Genomic DNA, 17670 nt, shown 5'->3' on the forward strand with positions numbered 1-17670 from the left:
TTAGAGATATAAAGCAACAACTACATATTAAATCTTTTATCGGAACTACCCAAAATGCCGTGATGATACAAATTTGGACTGCTCTGATCACAATTCTTATCTTAAAAGCGTTAAAAACACAAGCAAAACATCCTTGGTACTTGTCTAATTTAGTAGCCTTCATAAGACTTAACCTTTTTGTAAAGGTTAACCTCCATAAATGGCTCGACAATCCGTTTCAGAAAAAGCAACCTCCGCCAAATCAATATATACAAGGGGTTCTTTTTTGAATATTTACTTAAATATAGCGATAGGTATGTAAAATGGCTAAAATTTTTATGATACAAATTTATTTAGGACAGGATTGGTAAGTAATCTATTTAATAACTTTCTAAAATAGAATTTTAGCAAAATAAAATTAACTTTGCATCAAACTTTAACCAAATGAATCCTTCAACTTCTGGTTGGATAGAAAAATTTTTACGAGAGCTAGATAGCCACACTCAAATGGCTAAATGGTCGCTCGATGAGTTATATCTAAATCTTAGGAGAGTTGGTTTTATTTATGGCACTTCTGTAGATATCATATTAGATAAAAGCTCAGATATTATCTATTCTGAAGAAGAAAAAACTAAAATCAACTTATTTGCTGCATTGGTTGTTACCTATTATGATACGATAGAAAACACCAATCAAAAGGACTGCATGGAAGCAATGCTTCAGTTTTATAACTTTTTAGATACCAAAAAATCTTTTTTTTCTTTTAGTAATATTCTTCCTACTCAAATTAATGAGAAATTAGAAAAAATAATACATACCCGCATACAAACAAACGAAACAATTCTAAAGAAAAACTTTAGTCATTTATTGACTAATGCTTTGCTTTTTATTGATGTATTAGCTTTTGAATATTTTTTAATACATGACAAAAATCCTTTTGATTATGCCGCAAAATTGGAAGAAACTTTAACTAATACTGTTTTTCTTGCTCTAAATTCTAAAAAAAAGAAAGATAAATACGATGAACTTTTAGTTAAACTATTCTCTTCCTCTGTTAGATATACCAGTATTTCGACTGAAGAAAATGCTAGTTTTGATTATATAGAATTGGATTCTTATACTGATGAAATCGAAAAAAAATATATACTAGATCTTACTAGTTTAGCTGTTTGGAATGATAAAGAGTTAGATAAAGGTGAATTAAGTTTCATGTCTGCCTTAGGGGCAGAATTACAGTTATCTAATACTACTGTTGAAGAGTCTATTGACTTGGTTAAAAAATTTATAGATAATCATAAAAATAAGATCTCATTCTTTAACTATTCACATCCAGCATTACACTTTTATCAACAAACCTCAAAAACTGTTAGTTTTTTGGTTTTAAGAAACAAAAAACGTTTAATTAAAGAAATATCTGAGAGTAAGGATTTAATGATTTTGCTTGGACAATCTACCGTACGTGATTTATCTATAGAAGAAAAACAACAAGTAAAAAAACAATTATTAGATATTTGTAAAACTATCCCTTCTTTGGCTATATTTATTCTTCCAGGAGGAAGTCTTTTACTTCCTTTATTAGTTAAGTTTATCCCTCAGTTATTACCCTCTGCTTTTAATGAAAACAAAGGATAGCCTATATAACTATATCTCTAATCTTTCGAGTTCTTTATAATTCTTTTTAAGCCTACGGGTTAAAATACCATATATCAACCTATAAAACAGCGCTATACCTGCTACAAAAACAGCGATTAAAATTAATGTTCCAACCAAAACAATCCAAATAGGAGGGTGATTTCCTACTGGTTGGTTTTTAAATTCTTCCGTAAAAAACAGAATATACCCCATGGTTACAATCATTGCTATGGTAAAAAAACCAATATTTACCCATATATATTGTTTTACAGTTCTTCTTGTCTTAATAATATTTTCCATTAGTACTTTTGCAGAATCTGTAGCTTCAATTTTTTTATAATTTAAATAAAAACGGGTAATAAAATATATCAAAATACTATAAGATATAACAGATGCTATTAAGGAAAATGTATCCATCCCTGGTTGTTCTACTTTTGCATACATTCCATTTAGCCTAACTAGGATATCTAAAGATGCCCATAATAGAAATTCAATAATACTGATGATAAAAATCCATCGTACAATCGATGATGATTTTTTTAATATCATCGAATAAATTTCTTTATAGGATAGTTTAGGAAATCCACCTTCTTGCTTCTTCCAGTCCTTTTTTAACAATTCTAATTCATCCATATAGTTACGGATTTAATATTTTTTGCAATTTTGTTTTTATTCTATTCATTTTTACTCGGGCGTTTACTTCACTAATCCCCATAGTATCTGCTATTTCTTTATAAGACTTATCTTCTAGGTACAAAAAAATTAATGCTTTTTCTATATCATTAAGTTGTTTTACTGCAGCATACATTAATTTTAATTGTTGCTCTATTTCATCGTCATATTCTTCTACCTTTAACCTAAAATTTATAGTATCCAGATCAGTAGTCTTAATACTCCTTTTAGATTTTCTGTACAAAGTAATTGCTGTATTTAAAGCAACTCTATACATCCAGGTACTAAACTTTGCATCTCCTCTAAACTTAGGATATGCTTTCCAAAGTTGTATCGTTATTTCTTGAAACAAATCATTATGTGAATCTTGATCATTGGTATATATCCTACATACCTTATGCACAATATTCTGATTCTGCTCGAGATTGGTTACAAAACTATGTTCTAATTCTTTATCCACTTTGGTGTGTTACATCTTATATGTAGCTAAGAAAACATTTATGTTACATAAAAATATAAATCTATATTAATTAAACATATAAACCTGCTATTATTAGGGTATTTACTCCTATCATTTTATCTTTGTAAAACAATATATAGTATATGAATATTCCTTCTACTAGTTTACCTAGATTAGTTATTATTGGCGGTGGTTTTGCTGGAGTTGCACTAGCTAGACAAATGATTAAAGAAGACGTGCAACTAGTATTATTAGACAGGCATAATTACCATACTTTTCAACCTTTACTTTATCAAGTATCCACTTCCTCTTTAGAACCAGACTCTATTGCATATCCACTTCGAAAAATTATAAAGAGGGGCAAAAATTCTTATTTTAGAATGGCAGAGGTTGATTCTATAGATCCTAAAAAACAAATTATAGATACCAATATTGGTAGTATATCTTATGACTATCTTGTTATTGCGACAGGAGCTAAAACTAATTTTTTTGGCAACACCACGATAGAGAGCAATGCTATGCGAATGAAAAATCTACCACAGGCTTTAAATTTGCGTAGTTTATTATTAGAAAACCTAGAGCAAGCAGTAATTACTACAGATCCCGAAGAAAGAAAAGAACTCTTGCGCTTTGTACTTGCAGGGGCTGGTCCTACTGGAGTTGAATTAGCAGGAGGAATTGCAGAATTAAAACTAAATGTCCTGCCTAAGGATTATCCAGATATGGATTTTGATGTTATGGAAATCCACTTAATAGAAGGAGCTTCTCGAGTGTTACCCCCTATGAGTGAATTTGCTTCTAAAAAAGCTACAAAGTTTTTAAAAAAAATGGGAGTGCATATACATACCAGTACCCAAGTAACTAATTATGAAAACAATCTGGTAAGTACTAACACCAATTTATCTCTTAAAACGGCTACTTTTATTTGGTCTGCGGGAGTTACAGGAGCACCCGTATCAGGTATAAATGCAGAATCTTTAATCCCAAGAGCTAATCGATATAAAGTAAATGAGTACAACCAAATCGAAGGTTATGATACTATTTTTGCTATTGGAGATATTTCTGTTATGGAAACGGCGAACTATCCAAAAGGGCATCCTATGGTAGCACAACCTGCAATACAGCAAGGATCTCATTTAGCTAAAAACTTAAAACGCCTTTTAAAAGGTAAAAAGATGACTCCTTTTATATATTTTGATAAAGGTTCCATGGCTACTATTGGCCGTAATAAGGCTGTAGTTGATATAGGTAAATTTCAATTTGGCGGTTTTTTTGCATGGTTTATTTGGATGTTTATTCACTTATGGTTTTTGGTTGGATTCAGAAATCGATTCGTCACTTTTTTTAACTGGTCCTATAACTATATAAATTATGACAAAGCTGCCCGTTTAATTGTAAGACCTTTTAAAAATAAAGAAGACATTATAGATCGAGTATAAATACTAATCGTATTTTTTCACATTCAAGCTTGAGTAAAAAAACTCAAGCTTGAATGTTTTTTAATATAACATTCTCTTTATTTTCTTCTTAATCGTGTATTCTTATATTCATACCAATTATCACTCGAATTTATAGTAAAAGGTAATCCTATTTCAATTTATCTTCGTTTTTCTACAGTTCGGTAAGATTCAATTCTATTTCATGTGTATATGTCAGACTTTTGATCTGTAAACAAAAAAATGTACACATGAAACTACTATTATATCTTATTTTATTAGTATTCCTATTTTGCACTTCGAATGCGCAAACCACTATCTCCGGAAAAGTAACAGATCCTGCGGGAACTGCAATCCAAGGAGCTAATGTGTACTTAGATGGCACATACGATGGCGGATCTACTAATGATAATGGTATTTTTTCTTTTACTACAACTGAGAAAAGTATACAGACCTTACTAGTTTCTTTTTTATCCTTTGAAACCTTTTCTATAACTACTACTATTTTAGAAATGAAAGATTTAAAAATTAGATTAAAAGAAGACGTAAATTCATTAGATAGTGTACTACTAAATGCAGGAACATTTTCTGCGGGAGACAACAGTAAAGCATCTGTACTTACTCCTATGGATATAGTCACTACAGCAGGGGCAGCGGGTGATTTTATCGGTGCATTACAAACCTTGCCAGGCACCTCTAACGTGTCTGAAGATGGCAGACTTTTTGTTCGCGGAGGAGACGCTAAAGAAACTAATATATATATAGATGGACTTCGGGTTTTTCAACCATTTAATCCTACTGCCAATAATATCCCTACCAGAGGTCGATTCTCTTCTTTTCTTTTTAATGGTACTAATTTTTCTACAGGAGGATACTCTGCAGAATTTGGAGATGCATTATCCAGTGTTTTATTATTAAATACTATAGATGAACCCGATCAAAAAAAAACAGAGCTTCAGTTAATAAATGTAGGGTTAGGTGCAGAAAATACACAAAAATGGAATAAAAATTCTTTAAGTATTAATTCTTTTTATTTGAATTTGAAACCATATCAGGAAATCATATCTCAACGTATAGATTGGATAAAACCTTATGAGTCTTTATCTGGTGAAACGGTATACCGACATGTTTTTGACAAAGGACTTTTAAAAATTTATGGAGGATTAAGTTATAGTAATTTTGATCTTATACAAGAAGATATTAATAGGATTAATGGAATTAACTTTGCCCTTAAAAACCGAAATACCTATATCAACACCTCTTATAATGGAGATTTAGCCCCCGATTGGAAAATTAGTGCCGGAACAAGTTTTGCAAATGATCACAACGACATTAAAATCGACAATACTACTGTGGATAACGAAGATAATAGTTTTCACTTTAAAGTAAAACTTAGAAAAAGGTTTAGTAATCGATTTAAACTTAATTTTGGAGCAGAACAATTTATAAGTTCCTTTTCTGAAAAAGCAACAACTACTGATTTTGGAACTTTTAGATCTGCTTTTAACAACAATAGTACTGCTGCCTTTGCCGAAGGAAACATATTTTTTAGTAAAAAGCTAGCTATGCAAATAGGAGTTAGAGGAGTACATAATACTTTAATAGATGTTACCAAAATTTCTCCCAGAGCGTCTTTAGCATACAAAACCTCTTCTAAATCACAAATATCCTTAGCGTACGGTGATTTTTATCAAACAGCACAACAAGAAATCTTAAAATATACTGCAGACCTAGAACCTGAAAAATCATCCCACTATATATTTAATTATCTATACCAAAACAACAATAGAACTTTTAGAGCTGAAGGATATTATAAATCGTATGATGTCCTAATTAAATACAATACCAATACTCCAGAGTTTAATAGCATGTATACCAATAATGGTAGTGGTTACGCTAGTGGTGTTGATGTTTTTTGGAGAGACAATAAATCTATCAAAAATTTAGAATACTGGCTAAGCTATTCTTATTTAGACACCAAACGAGATTATAAAAATTTCCCAACCAAAGCAACACCCAATTTTGCTGCAAAGCACAATGTCTCGTTAGTTACTAAATACTGGGTCCAAGATTGGAAATCTTTACTAAGTACTACCTATAATTTTGCCTCTGGCAGACCATACAATAACCCTAATCAATCTGTTTTTCAAAATAGTAAAACCAAAACTTTTAACTCTGTAGATGTAAGTTGGGCATATTTAATAAGTCAACAAAAAATATTGTATGTATCTGTATCTAATGTTTTAGGATTTGATAATGTTTTTAACTATCAATATGCAAATACTCCTAATACAAACGGAAATTTTTCTAGACGAACCATACGTCCTAATGCAGATCGGTTTTTTATTGTCGGTTTTTTCTGGACCATAAGTGATAACAAAACCGATAATCAATTAGATAACTTATAAAAGTTACTTAAACTAAAACACAAACTATTATGAGAACTTTAAAATTCACTACTCTCCTATTACTCCTGTTATTTGCAAAAACAACTATTCTTGCTCAAGAACAAGAACATTCTCTAACCGTTACTATATCTAATATAGAATCAAACGAAGGAACCATACAGGTTGGTCTGTACAATAGTAAAAGTAGTTTTTTAAACATCCCCTATACATCTACCAGCATACAGGCTAAAAAAGGAAGTCTGCAAATTGCTTTTAAAAATGTTCCAAAGGGAACATATGCTATTTCATTATATCATGATAAAGATAATAACAAGAAGCTTAACACTTTTTTTAAAATCCCTACAGAGCCTTATGGGGTAAGCAATAATGCTAAAGGTAAGTTTGGTCCACCAAATTGGGAAGAAGCTAAGTTCTCTATTTTGGATAAGAACACCTCGCAATCTATCCAATTATAGATGTATTTACATTTCATCCATTAAAAAATACACTTTGGTCATAAATTTTTTAAAAAGATCTGCATCCTAATGATCTTTACAGTAATAAAATCAATAACCTCGGAGCAAGCCCAAGAGGTATGCTTCAAAAAAAATTACACCATCATGAAAACAATTTTAATACTACTCACTTTTTTAACCTTAACTGCCATTAATGCACAATCTTCTTATGAAAAAGGGATGAATAAAGCTTTTGAACTTTGGAAAAACAATACTCCAGAAGAAGCAATTAATATGTTTGAGCGCATTGCCAAAGCAGAAAAAGAAAACTGGCTACCATATTATTATGCTGCCCAAATACATATTACTTCAACTTTTGGTAGTAAAGATGCCGAAGCTATAGAATCCAGATTAAAAAAAGCACAAGAATATCTAAATGAGTCTAAAACTATTGCTAAAGAAAATGCCGAAATATATATTATGGAAGCCCTTTTAAACACCGCATACGTAGCTTATAACCCTTCTGTATATGGCATGACGCATTCTGCCAAAGTAGAACAGTTATATCAAAAAGCAAAAGCATTAGAACCAAAAAACCCAAGAGCTGTATTATACCATGCCGAATGGAAAATGGGAAGTGCTAAATTTTTTGGAAGTGACCCAAAAGCCTTTTGTCCTGAGGTAGAAAAAGCTATATTGTATTTTGAAAACGAAACACAGGATATTCCATTTTACCCAAAATGGGGTAAAAATGAAGTGAAACGTGTTCAGAAAAACTGTAAAGGATAATTTTGCAAATCAATAACCTCGGAGCAAGCTCACGAGGTATGCTTCCGAAAATATATTTTGTTTTCGAGACAAGCCTCGAGAGAATTAAACTCCACAATGTGGATTAAAACCAGCTTTTGATTAAAATCAAACCTTTAATGGGACTCTAAAATAAAAAGAAATATAAATGAATGATTTAAAAAAAATAGCTCTTGTTTCTCTTATTATTTCTGTAGTAGTGGCATTAGTTACTTTATCTGTAAACGGGTTTAATCTTGAGCAAATTCTTACTATAAAGTGGTGGGCCATTGCATATTTATATTGTTTCTTTTTAACATATCTTAATTCTCTTTATTTTAATATTATCAATCATAAATTCGAATGGAAAAATAAAGGATTACAAAGAGTTTTAATTGGTGCAGGAGGTTCTATAATTATAACAATGGTCGGGTATACAATATGCCAATTTATTGTTGCTGTAATTATACTTAAAACCCAAAAAAGTTCAGAATTCATTACTAATCAATCTTTTAAAGACTATATTTTTCCTTTACTTTTAACTATCATAGCTTCTCTATTTTTTCACTTAATATACTTTTACAGAGCTTTACAAGAAAAGAAAGTTACCGAACAAAAAATAATTGCAAGTACTGCTTCAGCTAAATTTACAGCTTTAAAAAATCAATTAGACCCTCATTTTTTGTTTAACAGCCTTAATGTATTAACCTCTTTAATTGAAGAGAACCCTAAATTAGCCCAAAAATTCACTACCTCTTTATCTAAAGTGTATCGATATGTTTTAGAACAAAAAGATAAAGAACTGGTTACTGTAGACGAAGAGCTAAACTTTGCAAGAACTTATATGACTTTAATAAAATTACGTTTTGAGGATAGTATTCTATTTGAGATTCCACAAAAAGCATCTAACCCAACTGCCCGAGTAGTTCCCTTGTCCTTACAAATATTATTAGAGAATACGGTTAAACATAATATAGTCATGCCCCAAAAACCTTTACATATCAAAATCTATGAAAAAGATAATTTTTTGATTGTAGAAAATAATTTGCAACCAAAAAAAATTATAAAGCACAGCAGTGGTGTAGGGCTAGTTAATGTACAACAACGGTATGCTTTACTAACAAAAAGGAAATTTTCGGTATATAAAACAAATCATTCATTTATTGCAGAATTACCAATGTTAACAAAAAAAATACAAATAGAGGACTCTACAATCCCGCTAAATATTGAGGAAATTAAAAACTTAAAATATCAAAGAGCAAAAGAAAGAGTTAAAAAAATAAAAGAATTTTATGGTAGTTTAACCGCATATTGCATTGTAATACCTTTTCTGATATTTATAAATTATAAAACAAATGGGTTTAACTTTCCTTGGTTTTTCTTTCCGTTAGCTGGCTGGGGAATTGGACTTATTTTTCATGCCTCAGATGCTTTTGGTTTTCACATCTTAGGCAAAGATTGGGAAAAAAAGAAACTACAAAAATATATGGAAGAATCTAAACCTAAGTAATTATGAATACTTCAGAAAAAGAACAAAACCGATATAAAAGAGCAAAAAAACGGGTAGAAGATGAAAAAGGATTCTACAATCATCTTGTTGTTTATATTGTAATAAATATTATAATTATATGTATAAATCGGTTTATTTACACAGACAACAATAATGCATTTACTGATAAAGGCTTTATAGAATGGCTAAACTGGAATTTACTCGCTACTCCCATTTTATGGGGAATTGGCTTATTAATTCATGGTCTCCGCGTATTTAAAAAAAATAATTTCTTAAGTAAAATATTTAAAAGATTTGTTTTTGGATCTGAATGGGAAAAACGAAAGATCAAAGAATTAATGGACAAAGAAGATTTTTAAGTTTATAACCCTTAAAAAAAATAGAAATGAAGGATTTTAACGAACAAAAAAGATATGAACGTGCTAAAAATCGCGTAGAAGATCTAAAAAAATTTTATAATAATCTTATCTCCTACACAGTAATCATAAGCTTTTTGGCTGGTATAAATTATTACCAAAACGAGTGGCGATCCGCTTGGTTTTTATGGGCTGCATTTGGTTGGGGGATTGGTATTATTTTTCATGCTATCAAAGCATATAGAGTTAATCCTATGTTCAATAAAGACTGGGAAGAACAAAAAATTAGAAAATACATGGAAGAAGAACAAGACAATAACAAACAACTATGGGAGTGATTCAGTTAGTACGAGAATCTTTGAGTAAGTTAATATATGAACTTAAAAGTACAAATACTTAAAAACTAAATCACTCAAAAACTAAAGAACCAAAATGAATATTATAATCATCGAAGACGAAAAACCAGCAGCAAGGCGTCTTGGCAGAATGCTTAATGAGTTAAACATAGAAGCACATACCATGTTACACTCTGTGCAAGAGTCTATCGATTGGTTTCGTAACAATAAACATCCCGATCTAATATTTTTGGATATCCAGTTAAGTGATGGATTATCTTTTGAAATATTTGATGTAGTTACTATAAAAAGCTCTATTATATTTACCACTGCTTATGATGAATATGCTCTTAAAGCTTTTAAGTTAAATAGCATTGATTATCTTCTTAAACCTATAGATGATGAGGAATTGAGGGCTGCAGTAGCCAAATACAAAGAACAAATACCAAGCAAAAAACATCTACAAATAGATTTTGAAGATATTAAAAAACTATTAATAAATCCAATAGACAGAACTTATAAAAAAAGATTTACAGCTAAAGTTGGTCAACATTTAAAAATATTTTCTGTAGAAGAAATCGAATGCTTCTATTCTGAAAACAAAGGTACCTATTTACATACTACAGATAATAGAAATTATCTAATAGATACCACATTAGAGTCTTTGGAAGAAGAGTTAAATCCTCAACAATTTTTTAGAACCAGCAGAAAATTTTACATTAATATAAATGCCATAAGTGATATTATCTCTTATACCAACTCCCGATTACAAGTAAAACTTAATCATTTTAATGAGCAAGAAATTATTGTAGCAAGAGAACGAGTAAAAGATTTTAAAATGTGGTTAGAGTAATTATTTTTTTCATCCTTAATTTCGATATAATAGATTGATTAAAAAAGCTACCCTAATAAATATTTTTTTCATAGCAAACTCTCTCTCTCTCTCTCTCTCCGTTAGGATCGAAGAACTATTTCCTGTAGAAATCATTGAATGTAAATTTTCTTACATCAAATACTAGCGTGCATTATAAAAGGGGGATTATACCCTATTTACTATATTGCCTAAATTTAATTTTAATAGTAGTTTAGCTTAAAATAAATATTAAAAATGAAAGTGGCAAAAAATGAAACTTTTGTTTCTTAATATTGTGCTAATAAAAAAATCACAAAATAAAATTCAATAATTTATAACTCAAAAAAATGAAATACCAATTATTATTTATATTATTATCATTAATCATTATAAATTCAAAAGCTTTTTCACAAACTAAATACGAAAAAGGATATTTTATTGATAATGCTGGAGTAAAAACAGAATGTTTTATTAAAAATAAAGACTGGTTATACAACCCCTCAGAAATTAATTATAAAATATCTAAAGACTCTACGAATAAAACGTTATTAATTAGTCAAATTAAAGAATTTTCTATTGCTGAGAATAGTAAATACCGAAGATTCGAAGTAAATGTTAATCAATATAAAAAAAACATCAAAAAGTTAGACTATAATAAAGAGCCTAAATTCTTAAAAAAAACTGTGTTACTTAAATACCTAATAGATGGTAAAGCTTCTTTATATATGTATCAGGAAAATAATCAAAAGCAATATTTTTATTCTATCGATAATGATAGTATAATGCCTTTGGTTTATAAGGAATATAAAATGAGTAACACACAAATTGCAAAAAACAAAAAGTATCACCAACAATTATGGAATGATGTAAAACATAATAATAGTAAAATAAGTGATGTTCAAAAAAACGAATACACAAAAAAAGATTTAGCAAAGCACTTTAATATCTATAACTCTGAGAATAAAGAAGAAAGTTTTATAGATTACACAAAAAAATCAAATAAAAACTTGTTCAATCTAAGTATAAGACCTGGAATAGAAATCACATCATTTTCAGTTACAAATATTTCTACAGGAAAACAAACCGATTTTGATAATAATTTAGGAGTACGATTAGGCCTAGAAGCAGAATTTATTTTACCTTTTAATAATAATAAGTGGTCTTTTTTTATAGAACCAACATATCATCACTCTAAAACAGAAGCAAAAGATATCCAATATTTTCAAATACTAGCTCTTGGAATAACCAAAGTTACTAATGCAAAATTTAGTTATCAATCCTTACAAATACCTATCGGATTACGATATGGCTTTTTCATAAAAAATAATTCTAAAATTTTTATCAATGCTGCCTATAGTCGAAATATAAATTTCAACTCTAAAATTGAATCTAGTGATGAAAATAGTCTAGATATAAAAGGAAAAAGCTCTGATACTTTTGTTTTAGGAGTTGGGTATAAATACAAAGATAAATATAGTATTGAAGCACGACTACCTAGTAAATCAAATTTTTTTGAGAGCTCGTCCTGGAATAGTAATTACCAATCTCCTTCTATAATATTTGGATATAGAATATTTTAAAAAAAATATTTACTAAAAAACCATCCTCTGCACTCGCTAGTACAGAGGATGGTTTTTTTTTAGAGAATTAAACTCCACAATGTGGATTAAAATAAAAATTTTTCGTCTTTTCTAATAGCAACATTGTAGATTATCCATTCTATTAGATTATACCATAAGTGATATTATCACATACCTATATTCATAAAAACTGTAAAGAGAAAATCTTTAATACTCCCACTTTCTTTTTTTGTTTAATTCTTCTTCGGCATCTAATTCTTCTTGAGGTATAACTTTTAAGAAAGAAGGATGTTGTTCTATAGCGAACTCTAATTTACTCACAATATCATCAATAGAGTCATTGTCATAATCAATATCCAAGGGTTCTTTAATCACCATGGATTGTAATATTCCTCGTTTTTTTATTCGAATACCTTTTTTATCAAAAGATCTTCTAAAACCATCTATTACGATAGGTATAACGATCGGTTTATATTTTCGTATAATATGAGCAGTTCCTTTTCTAATAGGATTAAATGGTTTTGTTGTTCCTTGTGGAAATGTAATTACCCATCCATCTTCTAAAGCTCTGGATATGTTTGTTATATCACTCATTTTTACTTGGCGATTAATATTTTTACCTTTATCTCTCCAAGTACGTTCTACTGTTATTGCACCAGCATAAGCCAAAATTCTTGCTAATAATCCGGCTCTCATTGTTTCTTTTGCCGCTACATAATATAAATTAAGCTTCGGTTGCCACAAATACCCTACATTTTTTATAGAGTCTGTACGTCCACTTAAACTAGCATTAAATACATGGAACATGGCAACAACATCGGCAAAATAAGTTTGATGATTGGATACAAACAACACTCCATTATCTGGAAGATTTTTAAAGATTTCGCTTCCTTCTATTTGTAATTCATTAAACCCCCTATAGCGACTATGTGTTAAGCCTCCCATAATACGGATAAGCCATTTTTTTAAAAATAATATATGTCCAAATGGATTTCTTTTAAATAATCCCATATGTGAAAAAACAGTTGTATTTAGTAACGCCAAATATACAAAATCATAACTCTATAGAGGTCTTTAAAAGCATTTTAAGCTCACTAAGCATCATTGCTGTAGCACCCCAAACAATATAACCATTTAATTCAAAGGAAGGTACCTCTATATTTTTAGCATAAGAAGTAGTCATTTTTTTAGTAATCACATTATCTTCATTAAGTAATTCAAACAAAGGAACCTCGATTACTTTAGCAACCTCTTCTTCTTGAAGAATAAAATTAGGTCTTTGCTCTGCAAATCCTAAAAATGGATGCACCCAGAAATTAGAAGGAGGTATATATACTTTGGTTAGCGATTTAAGAACCGTAACGGTATCTGTAGGAACCCCTACCTCTTCTTGGGTTTCGCGCAATGCGGTCTCCATGTAATTTAAATCAAATGTCTCTACTTTTCCTCCTGGTAGTGCAACTTGTCCAGAATGCACTCCTTCATATTCTGGACGTAAAATTAATGCAAAGTGAGAAATTGTCTTTTTGGGATAAAAGAGCATCATTACTGCTGCATTACGAGGATTTTTTTCCTCTATCTTTAAACGATTTAATTCCTTTAAACGAATCTCTGGAGCCATAATAAAATGAGAGGACTCTCCTGGTACTGACATTTTTTCTATTTTTGGTATTAAATCTTTAAACGTTTCAAATGTCATTGACCAAATCTATTTTATGTTTTTGTATAGCTATTATCCTATTCTCTAATTGTGAAGATACGCATTCTAAAAAAAATAAACAGAATGTAAAAGCAAATATAGACTCTGTTTCTGTAAATAAAAAAGAAACAAAAAAAGGTAATACCACTACAAAAGATAAAATTTTGGAAGAAGAGCCTTTTAAATTAACCAATGATAATTTAAGAGAATTTATGACACAATACGGAAAAGATAATCCAGAGACTTTGGTTAAAATAAATACCCGCTATGGGGATATCCATATTCAACTATACACAGAAACACCTATACACAGAGCTAATTTTATTTATTTGGTAAAACAAAAATATTTTGATGAAACGTTTTTTTACCGCGTTGCAAAAGGATTTGTTATACAAGGTGGCAACAGTGATCGCCAACAAATGGCAAATAAACGTTTTGAAATAGGAGATTATACCATACCCCAAGAACCCGTTGATGGGCTGAAACATGTAAGAGGTGCTGTTGCTTTATCCAAACAATGGGTGGATAATCCATCTAATCGTTCTACCCCATTTGAGTTTTTTATTGTAATTTCCAAAAACGGAGCTGCTCATCTGGATGGAGAACATACTATTTTTGGAAAAGTTGTAAAAGGAATGGATATAGCAGATAAAATCTCTAATGTGCCTGTAGATACAAGCGAATGGCCTAAAGAAAATATTTTTATAAAAGCCGAAGTAGTAGAATAATCTGTAAGCCCTTGATTTTGTAAACCTAGAATATATACCCCTTAAGATTAAAATCTTAACTATGGGGCTGAAGTTATTGAAACTCTATCTACATTAAACAATTTTATACCTACATACCCAAAACCTATTTTTACAATTTCTGCGTATAATAATTATAATCCTTTAAAATAATGTCCAAAAACTGCCTATCATACAAATCAGACTTAATTTCTAAAACCTCCTCTACCCGATTACGCAACTCTTTCATTGTTTTAAAATCGTTAGATCTTAAGGCAATATGGTATGTTTCTTTAATTAATCGAACATCTTTATCCGACAGTTTGGTAACGTTCAAAAATTTAGGCTGATAGGCTTCTTCTACTTCTTCTAGAATCGTATGCGAGATTTTTACTTTCTGTTTTGTAGTAATAACCACTGTACCAGCAGCAGCATCCCCTATTCGTTGGTGTTTACTAGAAAACAAAATACTTAAAATACCTATAGAACCTAAAAACATCCATATATCTACTAATCGCAATAACCAACGTATCATATAATTACTCCAATTAGCAGGTAATCCATCTACTCGTACTACTTTAGTTTTTAAAACCATTTTACCTACAGTTCTTCCATTAAAAACAATATGCATGAATAAAGAATAAAAAGATATTGGCAAAAACAAAAGGGATTGTATACCAAAAACAGTCCAATTATCTACAAAGGCAGTTCCTATTAAAGCTGTGATAAAATTTACTATAAATAAATATAGCCATAATATAAAAGCATCTATTAAAAAAGCTAGTATTCGTTCTCCAATGCCTACAGTCTTATACGCTAGATTTACGTTTTGTGTGGTATTAATTGTTAAATTTGCCATTTATAAGTAAGTAATTATCTTTATCTCAAAAATTGATAGATGCGGGAAGCAGCTTTTGTGAAGCAAAATAAGGAAAAATGGATAGCTTTTGAAAAAGCTATCACAGAAAATTTTAAGATCAGTCCAGATCAGCTTGCAGATTATTACATCCAATTAACCAATGATCTGTCTTATGCTCAAACGTATTATCCTGACAGTAAAACACTTTTGTATCTAAACTCACTTGCCTCTCAGGCACATCAAAAAATATACAGAAATAAAAAAGAAAGTAAAAACAGAATTATATCTTTCTGGAAAACAGAGTTTCCCTTATTTTTTTATGCTCATCAAAAAACTTTATTATATACGTTTATCTTATTTGGTGTGGCTTGCTGTATCGGGATATTGTCTGCACTTAATGATGCCTCTTTTTTACGATTAATACTTGGGGATGCCTATGTAAATGAAACCTTAAACAACATCGAAAAAGGAGAACCGACTGCTATTTACAAAAGTGGTAGCATGGTAGGCTCTTTTTTAGGGATTACCATAAATAATATTAGAGTAGCCTTTATCGCTTATGCTTTTGGTGTGATTACTTCGGTAGGAACAGCATATATTTTATTTAGCAATGGGGTTATGTTAGGAGCCTTTATGACATTTTTTTATACCGAAGGATTATTATTTGAAGCTTCTAAATCTGTTTGGCTGCACGGTACTATAGAAATCTCTGTAATTGTTATTGCCGGGTGCGCAGGATTAGTGATGGGGAATAGTATTTTATTTCCCAAAACATTTTCAAGACGAGTATCTTTTATGAAAGGTGCAAAAAATGGATTAAAAATTGTGATCAGTACTATTCCTTTCTTTATCATTGCTGGTTTTATTGAAGGTTTTATTACCAGATATTCTAATATGCCCGTATGGTTGGCAATGACTATAATTTTTAGCTCTTTGGCTCTAATTGTATTTTATTATATAGTATATCCTATTATTTTAAATAAAAACTATGAACGAAAATTACATTGAACTCAAACAACGTAGAGATGTAGGAGAAATAGTTTCTACTTATTTTGATTTTTTAAAACAAAATATAAAAAGTTTTACCAACGTTTTTATATCCTACAATGGTATTTTTATATTCTTATTACTAGGAGCAAGTTATTTGTTAGTTACTGGTTTTATAGGGATGTTTAATGTAGAATCTGGTCTTGGCAACTCTAGCAAGGTTGAATCTACTATGTATATTGGGTTTGGAGTAATTCTATTTTTAGTTGTTTTTATGGTTATCGCTGCGTTAAACTACAGCTTGGCATCCGCATATATAATACAATATGATAAAAAACAACAGATTATAGAAAACAGAACAGATGTATGGTCTATAGTAAAATACAATTCTAGTAATATAATAGTATTTATCCTTTTATTAGTGGTTATATATATAGTATATAGTATTATAAATTTTATAGTTAGCATTATACCTATACTAGGGTTCTTTGCCAGTCTAATAATGAGTTTTGGTATTTCATCATGGCTTGGAGTTTCGTTTATGGCTATGTTTTATGAAAATAAAAGCCCTACAGAGGCATTAGGCGAAGGCTGGGATTTAGTAAAAAATAATTTCTGGAAATGTGTAGGCACTAATTTTATTTTAGGAATGCTTATTGGCATACTACTATTACTTCTTTTAATGATCCCAGGCGTTATCGTTGGGTTTTATACATTTCATGTAGTGGATAGTGGTTTTAATGTTGGAGACTCTATCGTAGCAAAAATTGTTTATACGTTTGGGCTTTGTATCTTGCTAATAGTTTCTGCCTATTCACAATCCTTATCTCAGTTTGTTAATGGTATTTTATATTTCTCTCTTCATGAAGAAAAATATAACATTCATACCCGCGAAAAAATAAATCAAATTGGAGAAAGTGAATAAAAATATTTTCTACATATTTTGCTATTTGTTTGTT

At 30.0% G+C, this 17670-nt stretch carries 18 protein-coding genes and 1 pseudogene; 14 read left to right on the forward strand and 5 right to left on the reverse strand.

Features of this window, described 5'->3' with window-relative positions; translation table 11 throughout:
- Both H527_RS24210 and H527_RS0114900 read left to right on the forward strand, forming a co-directional pair.
- Nucleotides 1-269, forward strand: a pseudogene (locus tag H527_RS24210) (IS4 family transposase); the annotation flags it as partial.
- Nucleotides 270-423: 154 nt separating this feature from the next.
- Nucleotides 424-1611, forward strand: a complete 1188-nt coding sequence (locus H527_RS0114900; RefSeq protein ID WP_027413442.1) for an LETM1-related biofilm-associated protein — start codon at nt 424-426, stop codon at nt 1609-1611.
- 9 nt (nt 1612-1620) lie between these two features.
- On the opposite strand, the gene H527_RS0114905 is transcribed toward H527_RS0114900, so the two are convergent.
- The gene (locus tag H527_RS0114905; RefSeq protein WP_027413443.1) at nt 1621-2244 is read right to left on the reverse strand and encodes a hypothetical protein; all 624 of its coding nucleotides are present in this window, start codon (nt 2242-2244) and stop codon (nt 1621-1623) included.
- Between the two features lie 4 nt (nt 2245-2248).
- Nucleotides 2249-2743 carry an RNA polymerase sigma factor gene (locus tag H527_RS0114910; RefSeq protein WP_027413444.1) on the reverse strand — a complete coding sequence of 165 codons (495 nt, stop codon included), beginning with the start codon at nt 2741-2743 and terminating at the stop codon, nt 2249-2251.
- A 143-nt stretch (nt 2744-2886) separates the two neighbouring features.
- Here H527_RS0114910 and H527_RS0114915 point away from each other — a divergent pair, with 143 nt between their 5' ends.
- The 9 genes from H527_RS0114915 (at nt 2887) to H527_RS0114955 (ending at nt 12441) form a co-directional block, all read left to right on the forward strand.
- Nucleotides 2887-4182 (forward strand): NAD(P)/FAD-dependent oxidoreductase, encoded by a 1296-nt coding sequence (locus H527_RS0114915; RefSeq protein WP_027413445.1) that lies wholly within the window; start codon nt 2887-2889, stop codon nt 4180-4182.
- 248 nt (nt 4183-4430) lie between these two features.
- On the forward strand, nt 4431-6587 hold the full coding sequence (locus tag H527_RS0114920) for a TonB-dependent receptor (RefSeq protein WP_027413446.1): 2157 nt from the start codon (nt 4431-4433) through the stop codon (nt 6585-6587).
- A 29-nt stretch (nt 6588-6616) separates the two neighbouring features.
- Complete coding sequence (locus H527_RS0114925; RefSeq protein WP_027413447.1) at nt 6617-7042, forward strand: DUF2141 domain-containing protein; 426 nt, start codon at nt 6617-6619, stop codon at nt 7040-7042.
- A gap of 144 nt (nt 7043-7186) precedes the next feature.
- Nucleotides 7187-7810, forward strand: coding sequence for a hypothetical protein (locus tag H527_RS0114930; RefSeq protein ID WP_027413448.1), 624 nt, complete (start codon nt 7187-7189; stop codon nt 7808-7810).
- Nucleotides 7811-7976: 166 nt separating this feature from the next.
- Nucleotides 7977-9317, forward strand: a complete 1341-nt coding sequence (locus H527_RS0114935; RefSeq protein WP_027413449.1) for a 2TM domain-containing protein — start codon at nt 7977-7979, stop codon at nt 9315-9317.
- Between the two features lie 2 nt (nt 9318-9319).
- Nucleotides 9320-9676, forward strand: coding sequence for a 2TM domain-containing protein (locus tag H527_RS0114940; protein ID WP_035088300.1), 357 nt, complete (start codon nt 9320-9322; stop codon nt 9674-9676).
- Between the two features lie 26 nt (nt 9677-9702).
- Nucleotides 9703-10011 carry a 2TM domain-containing protein gene (locus tag H527_RS0114945; RefSeq protein ID WP_027413451.1) on the forward strand — a complete coding sequence of 103 codons (309 nt, stop codon included), beginning with the start codon at nt 9703-9705 and terminating at the stop codon, nt 10009-10011.
- A gap of 94 nt (nt 10012-10105) precedes the next feature.
- Nucleotides 10106-10861, forward strand: coding sequence for a LytR/AlgR family response regulator transcription factor (locus H527_RS0114950; protein ID WP_027413452.1), 756 nt, complete (start codon nt 10106-10108; stop codon nt 10859-10861).
- A 347-nt stretch (nt 10862-11208) separates the two neighbouring features.
- A complete protein-coding gene (locus H527_RS0114955; protein WP_035088302.1) occupies nt 11209-12441 on the forward strand; it encodes a porin family protein in 1233 nt (410 codons plus the stop codon).
- Nucleotides 12442-12648: 207 nt separating this feature from the next.
- On the opposite strand, the gene H527_RS0114960 is transcribed toward H527_RS0114955, so the two are convergent.
- The gene (locus H527_RS0114960) at nt 12649-13452 is read right to left on the reverse strand and encodes a lysophospholipid acyltransferase family protein (RefSeq protein WP_027413454.1); all 804 of its coding nucleotides are present in this window, start codon (nt 13450-13452) and stop codon (nt 12649-12651) included.
- 43 nt (nt 13453-13495) lie between these two features.
- Complete coding sequence (locus H527_RS0114965) at nt 13496-14140, reverse strand: NUDIX hydrolase (protein ID WP_027413455.1); 645 nt, start codon at nt 14138-14140, stop codon at nt 13496-13498.
- On the opposite strand from H527_RS0114965, the gene H527_RS0114970 reads away from it, so the two are divergent.
- Nucleotides 14134-14868 carry a peptidylprolyl isomerase gene (locus tag H527_RS0114970; RefSeq protein ID WP_035088304.1) on the forward strand — a complete coding sequence of 245 codons (735 nt, stop codon included), beginning with the start codon at nt 14134-14136 and terminating at the stop codon, nt 14866-14868. The two genes, H527_RS0114965 and H527_RS0114970, sit on opposite strands and share 7 nt — an antisense overlap.
- Nucleotides 14869-14998: 130 nt before the next feature.
- On the opposite strand, the gene H527_RS0114975 is transcribed toward H527_RS0114970, so the two are convergent.
- On the reverse strand, nt 14999-15724 hold the full coding sequence (locus H527_RS0114975) for an RDD family protein (RefSeq protein WP_027413457.1): 726 nt from the start codon (nt 15722-15724) through the stop codon (nt 14999-15001).
- A 39-nt stretch (nt 15725-15763) separates the two neighbouring features.
- Here H527_RS0114975 and H527_RS0114980 point away from each other — a divergent pair, with 39 nt between their 5' ends.
- Both H527_RS0114980 and H527_RS0114985 read left to right on the forward strand, forming a co-directional pair.
- Complete coding sequence (locus H527_RS0114980; protein ID WP_027413458.1) at nt 15764-16732, forward strand: stage II sporulation protein M; 969 nt, start codon at nt 15764-15766, stop codon at nt 16730-16732.
- Entirely contained in the window at nt 16713-17636 is a 924-nt protein-coding gene (locus H527_RS0114985; RefSeq protein ID WP_027413459.1) for a hypothetical protein, read from the forward strand. The genes H527_RS0114980 and H527_RS0114985 overlap by 20 nt, the downstream gene beginning before the upstream one ends.
- Nucleotides 17637-17670: the final 34 nt, after the last annotated feature.

Origin of the sequence: Aquimarina muelleri DSM 19832 (assembly GCF_000430665.1) — a bacterium.
Classification (GTDB): domain Bacteria; phylum Bacteroidota; class Bacteroidia; order Flavobacteriales; family Flavobacteriaceae; genus Aquimarina; species Aquimarina muelleri.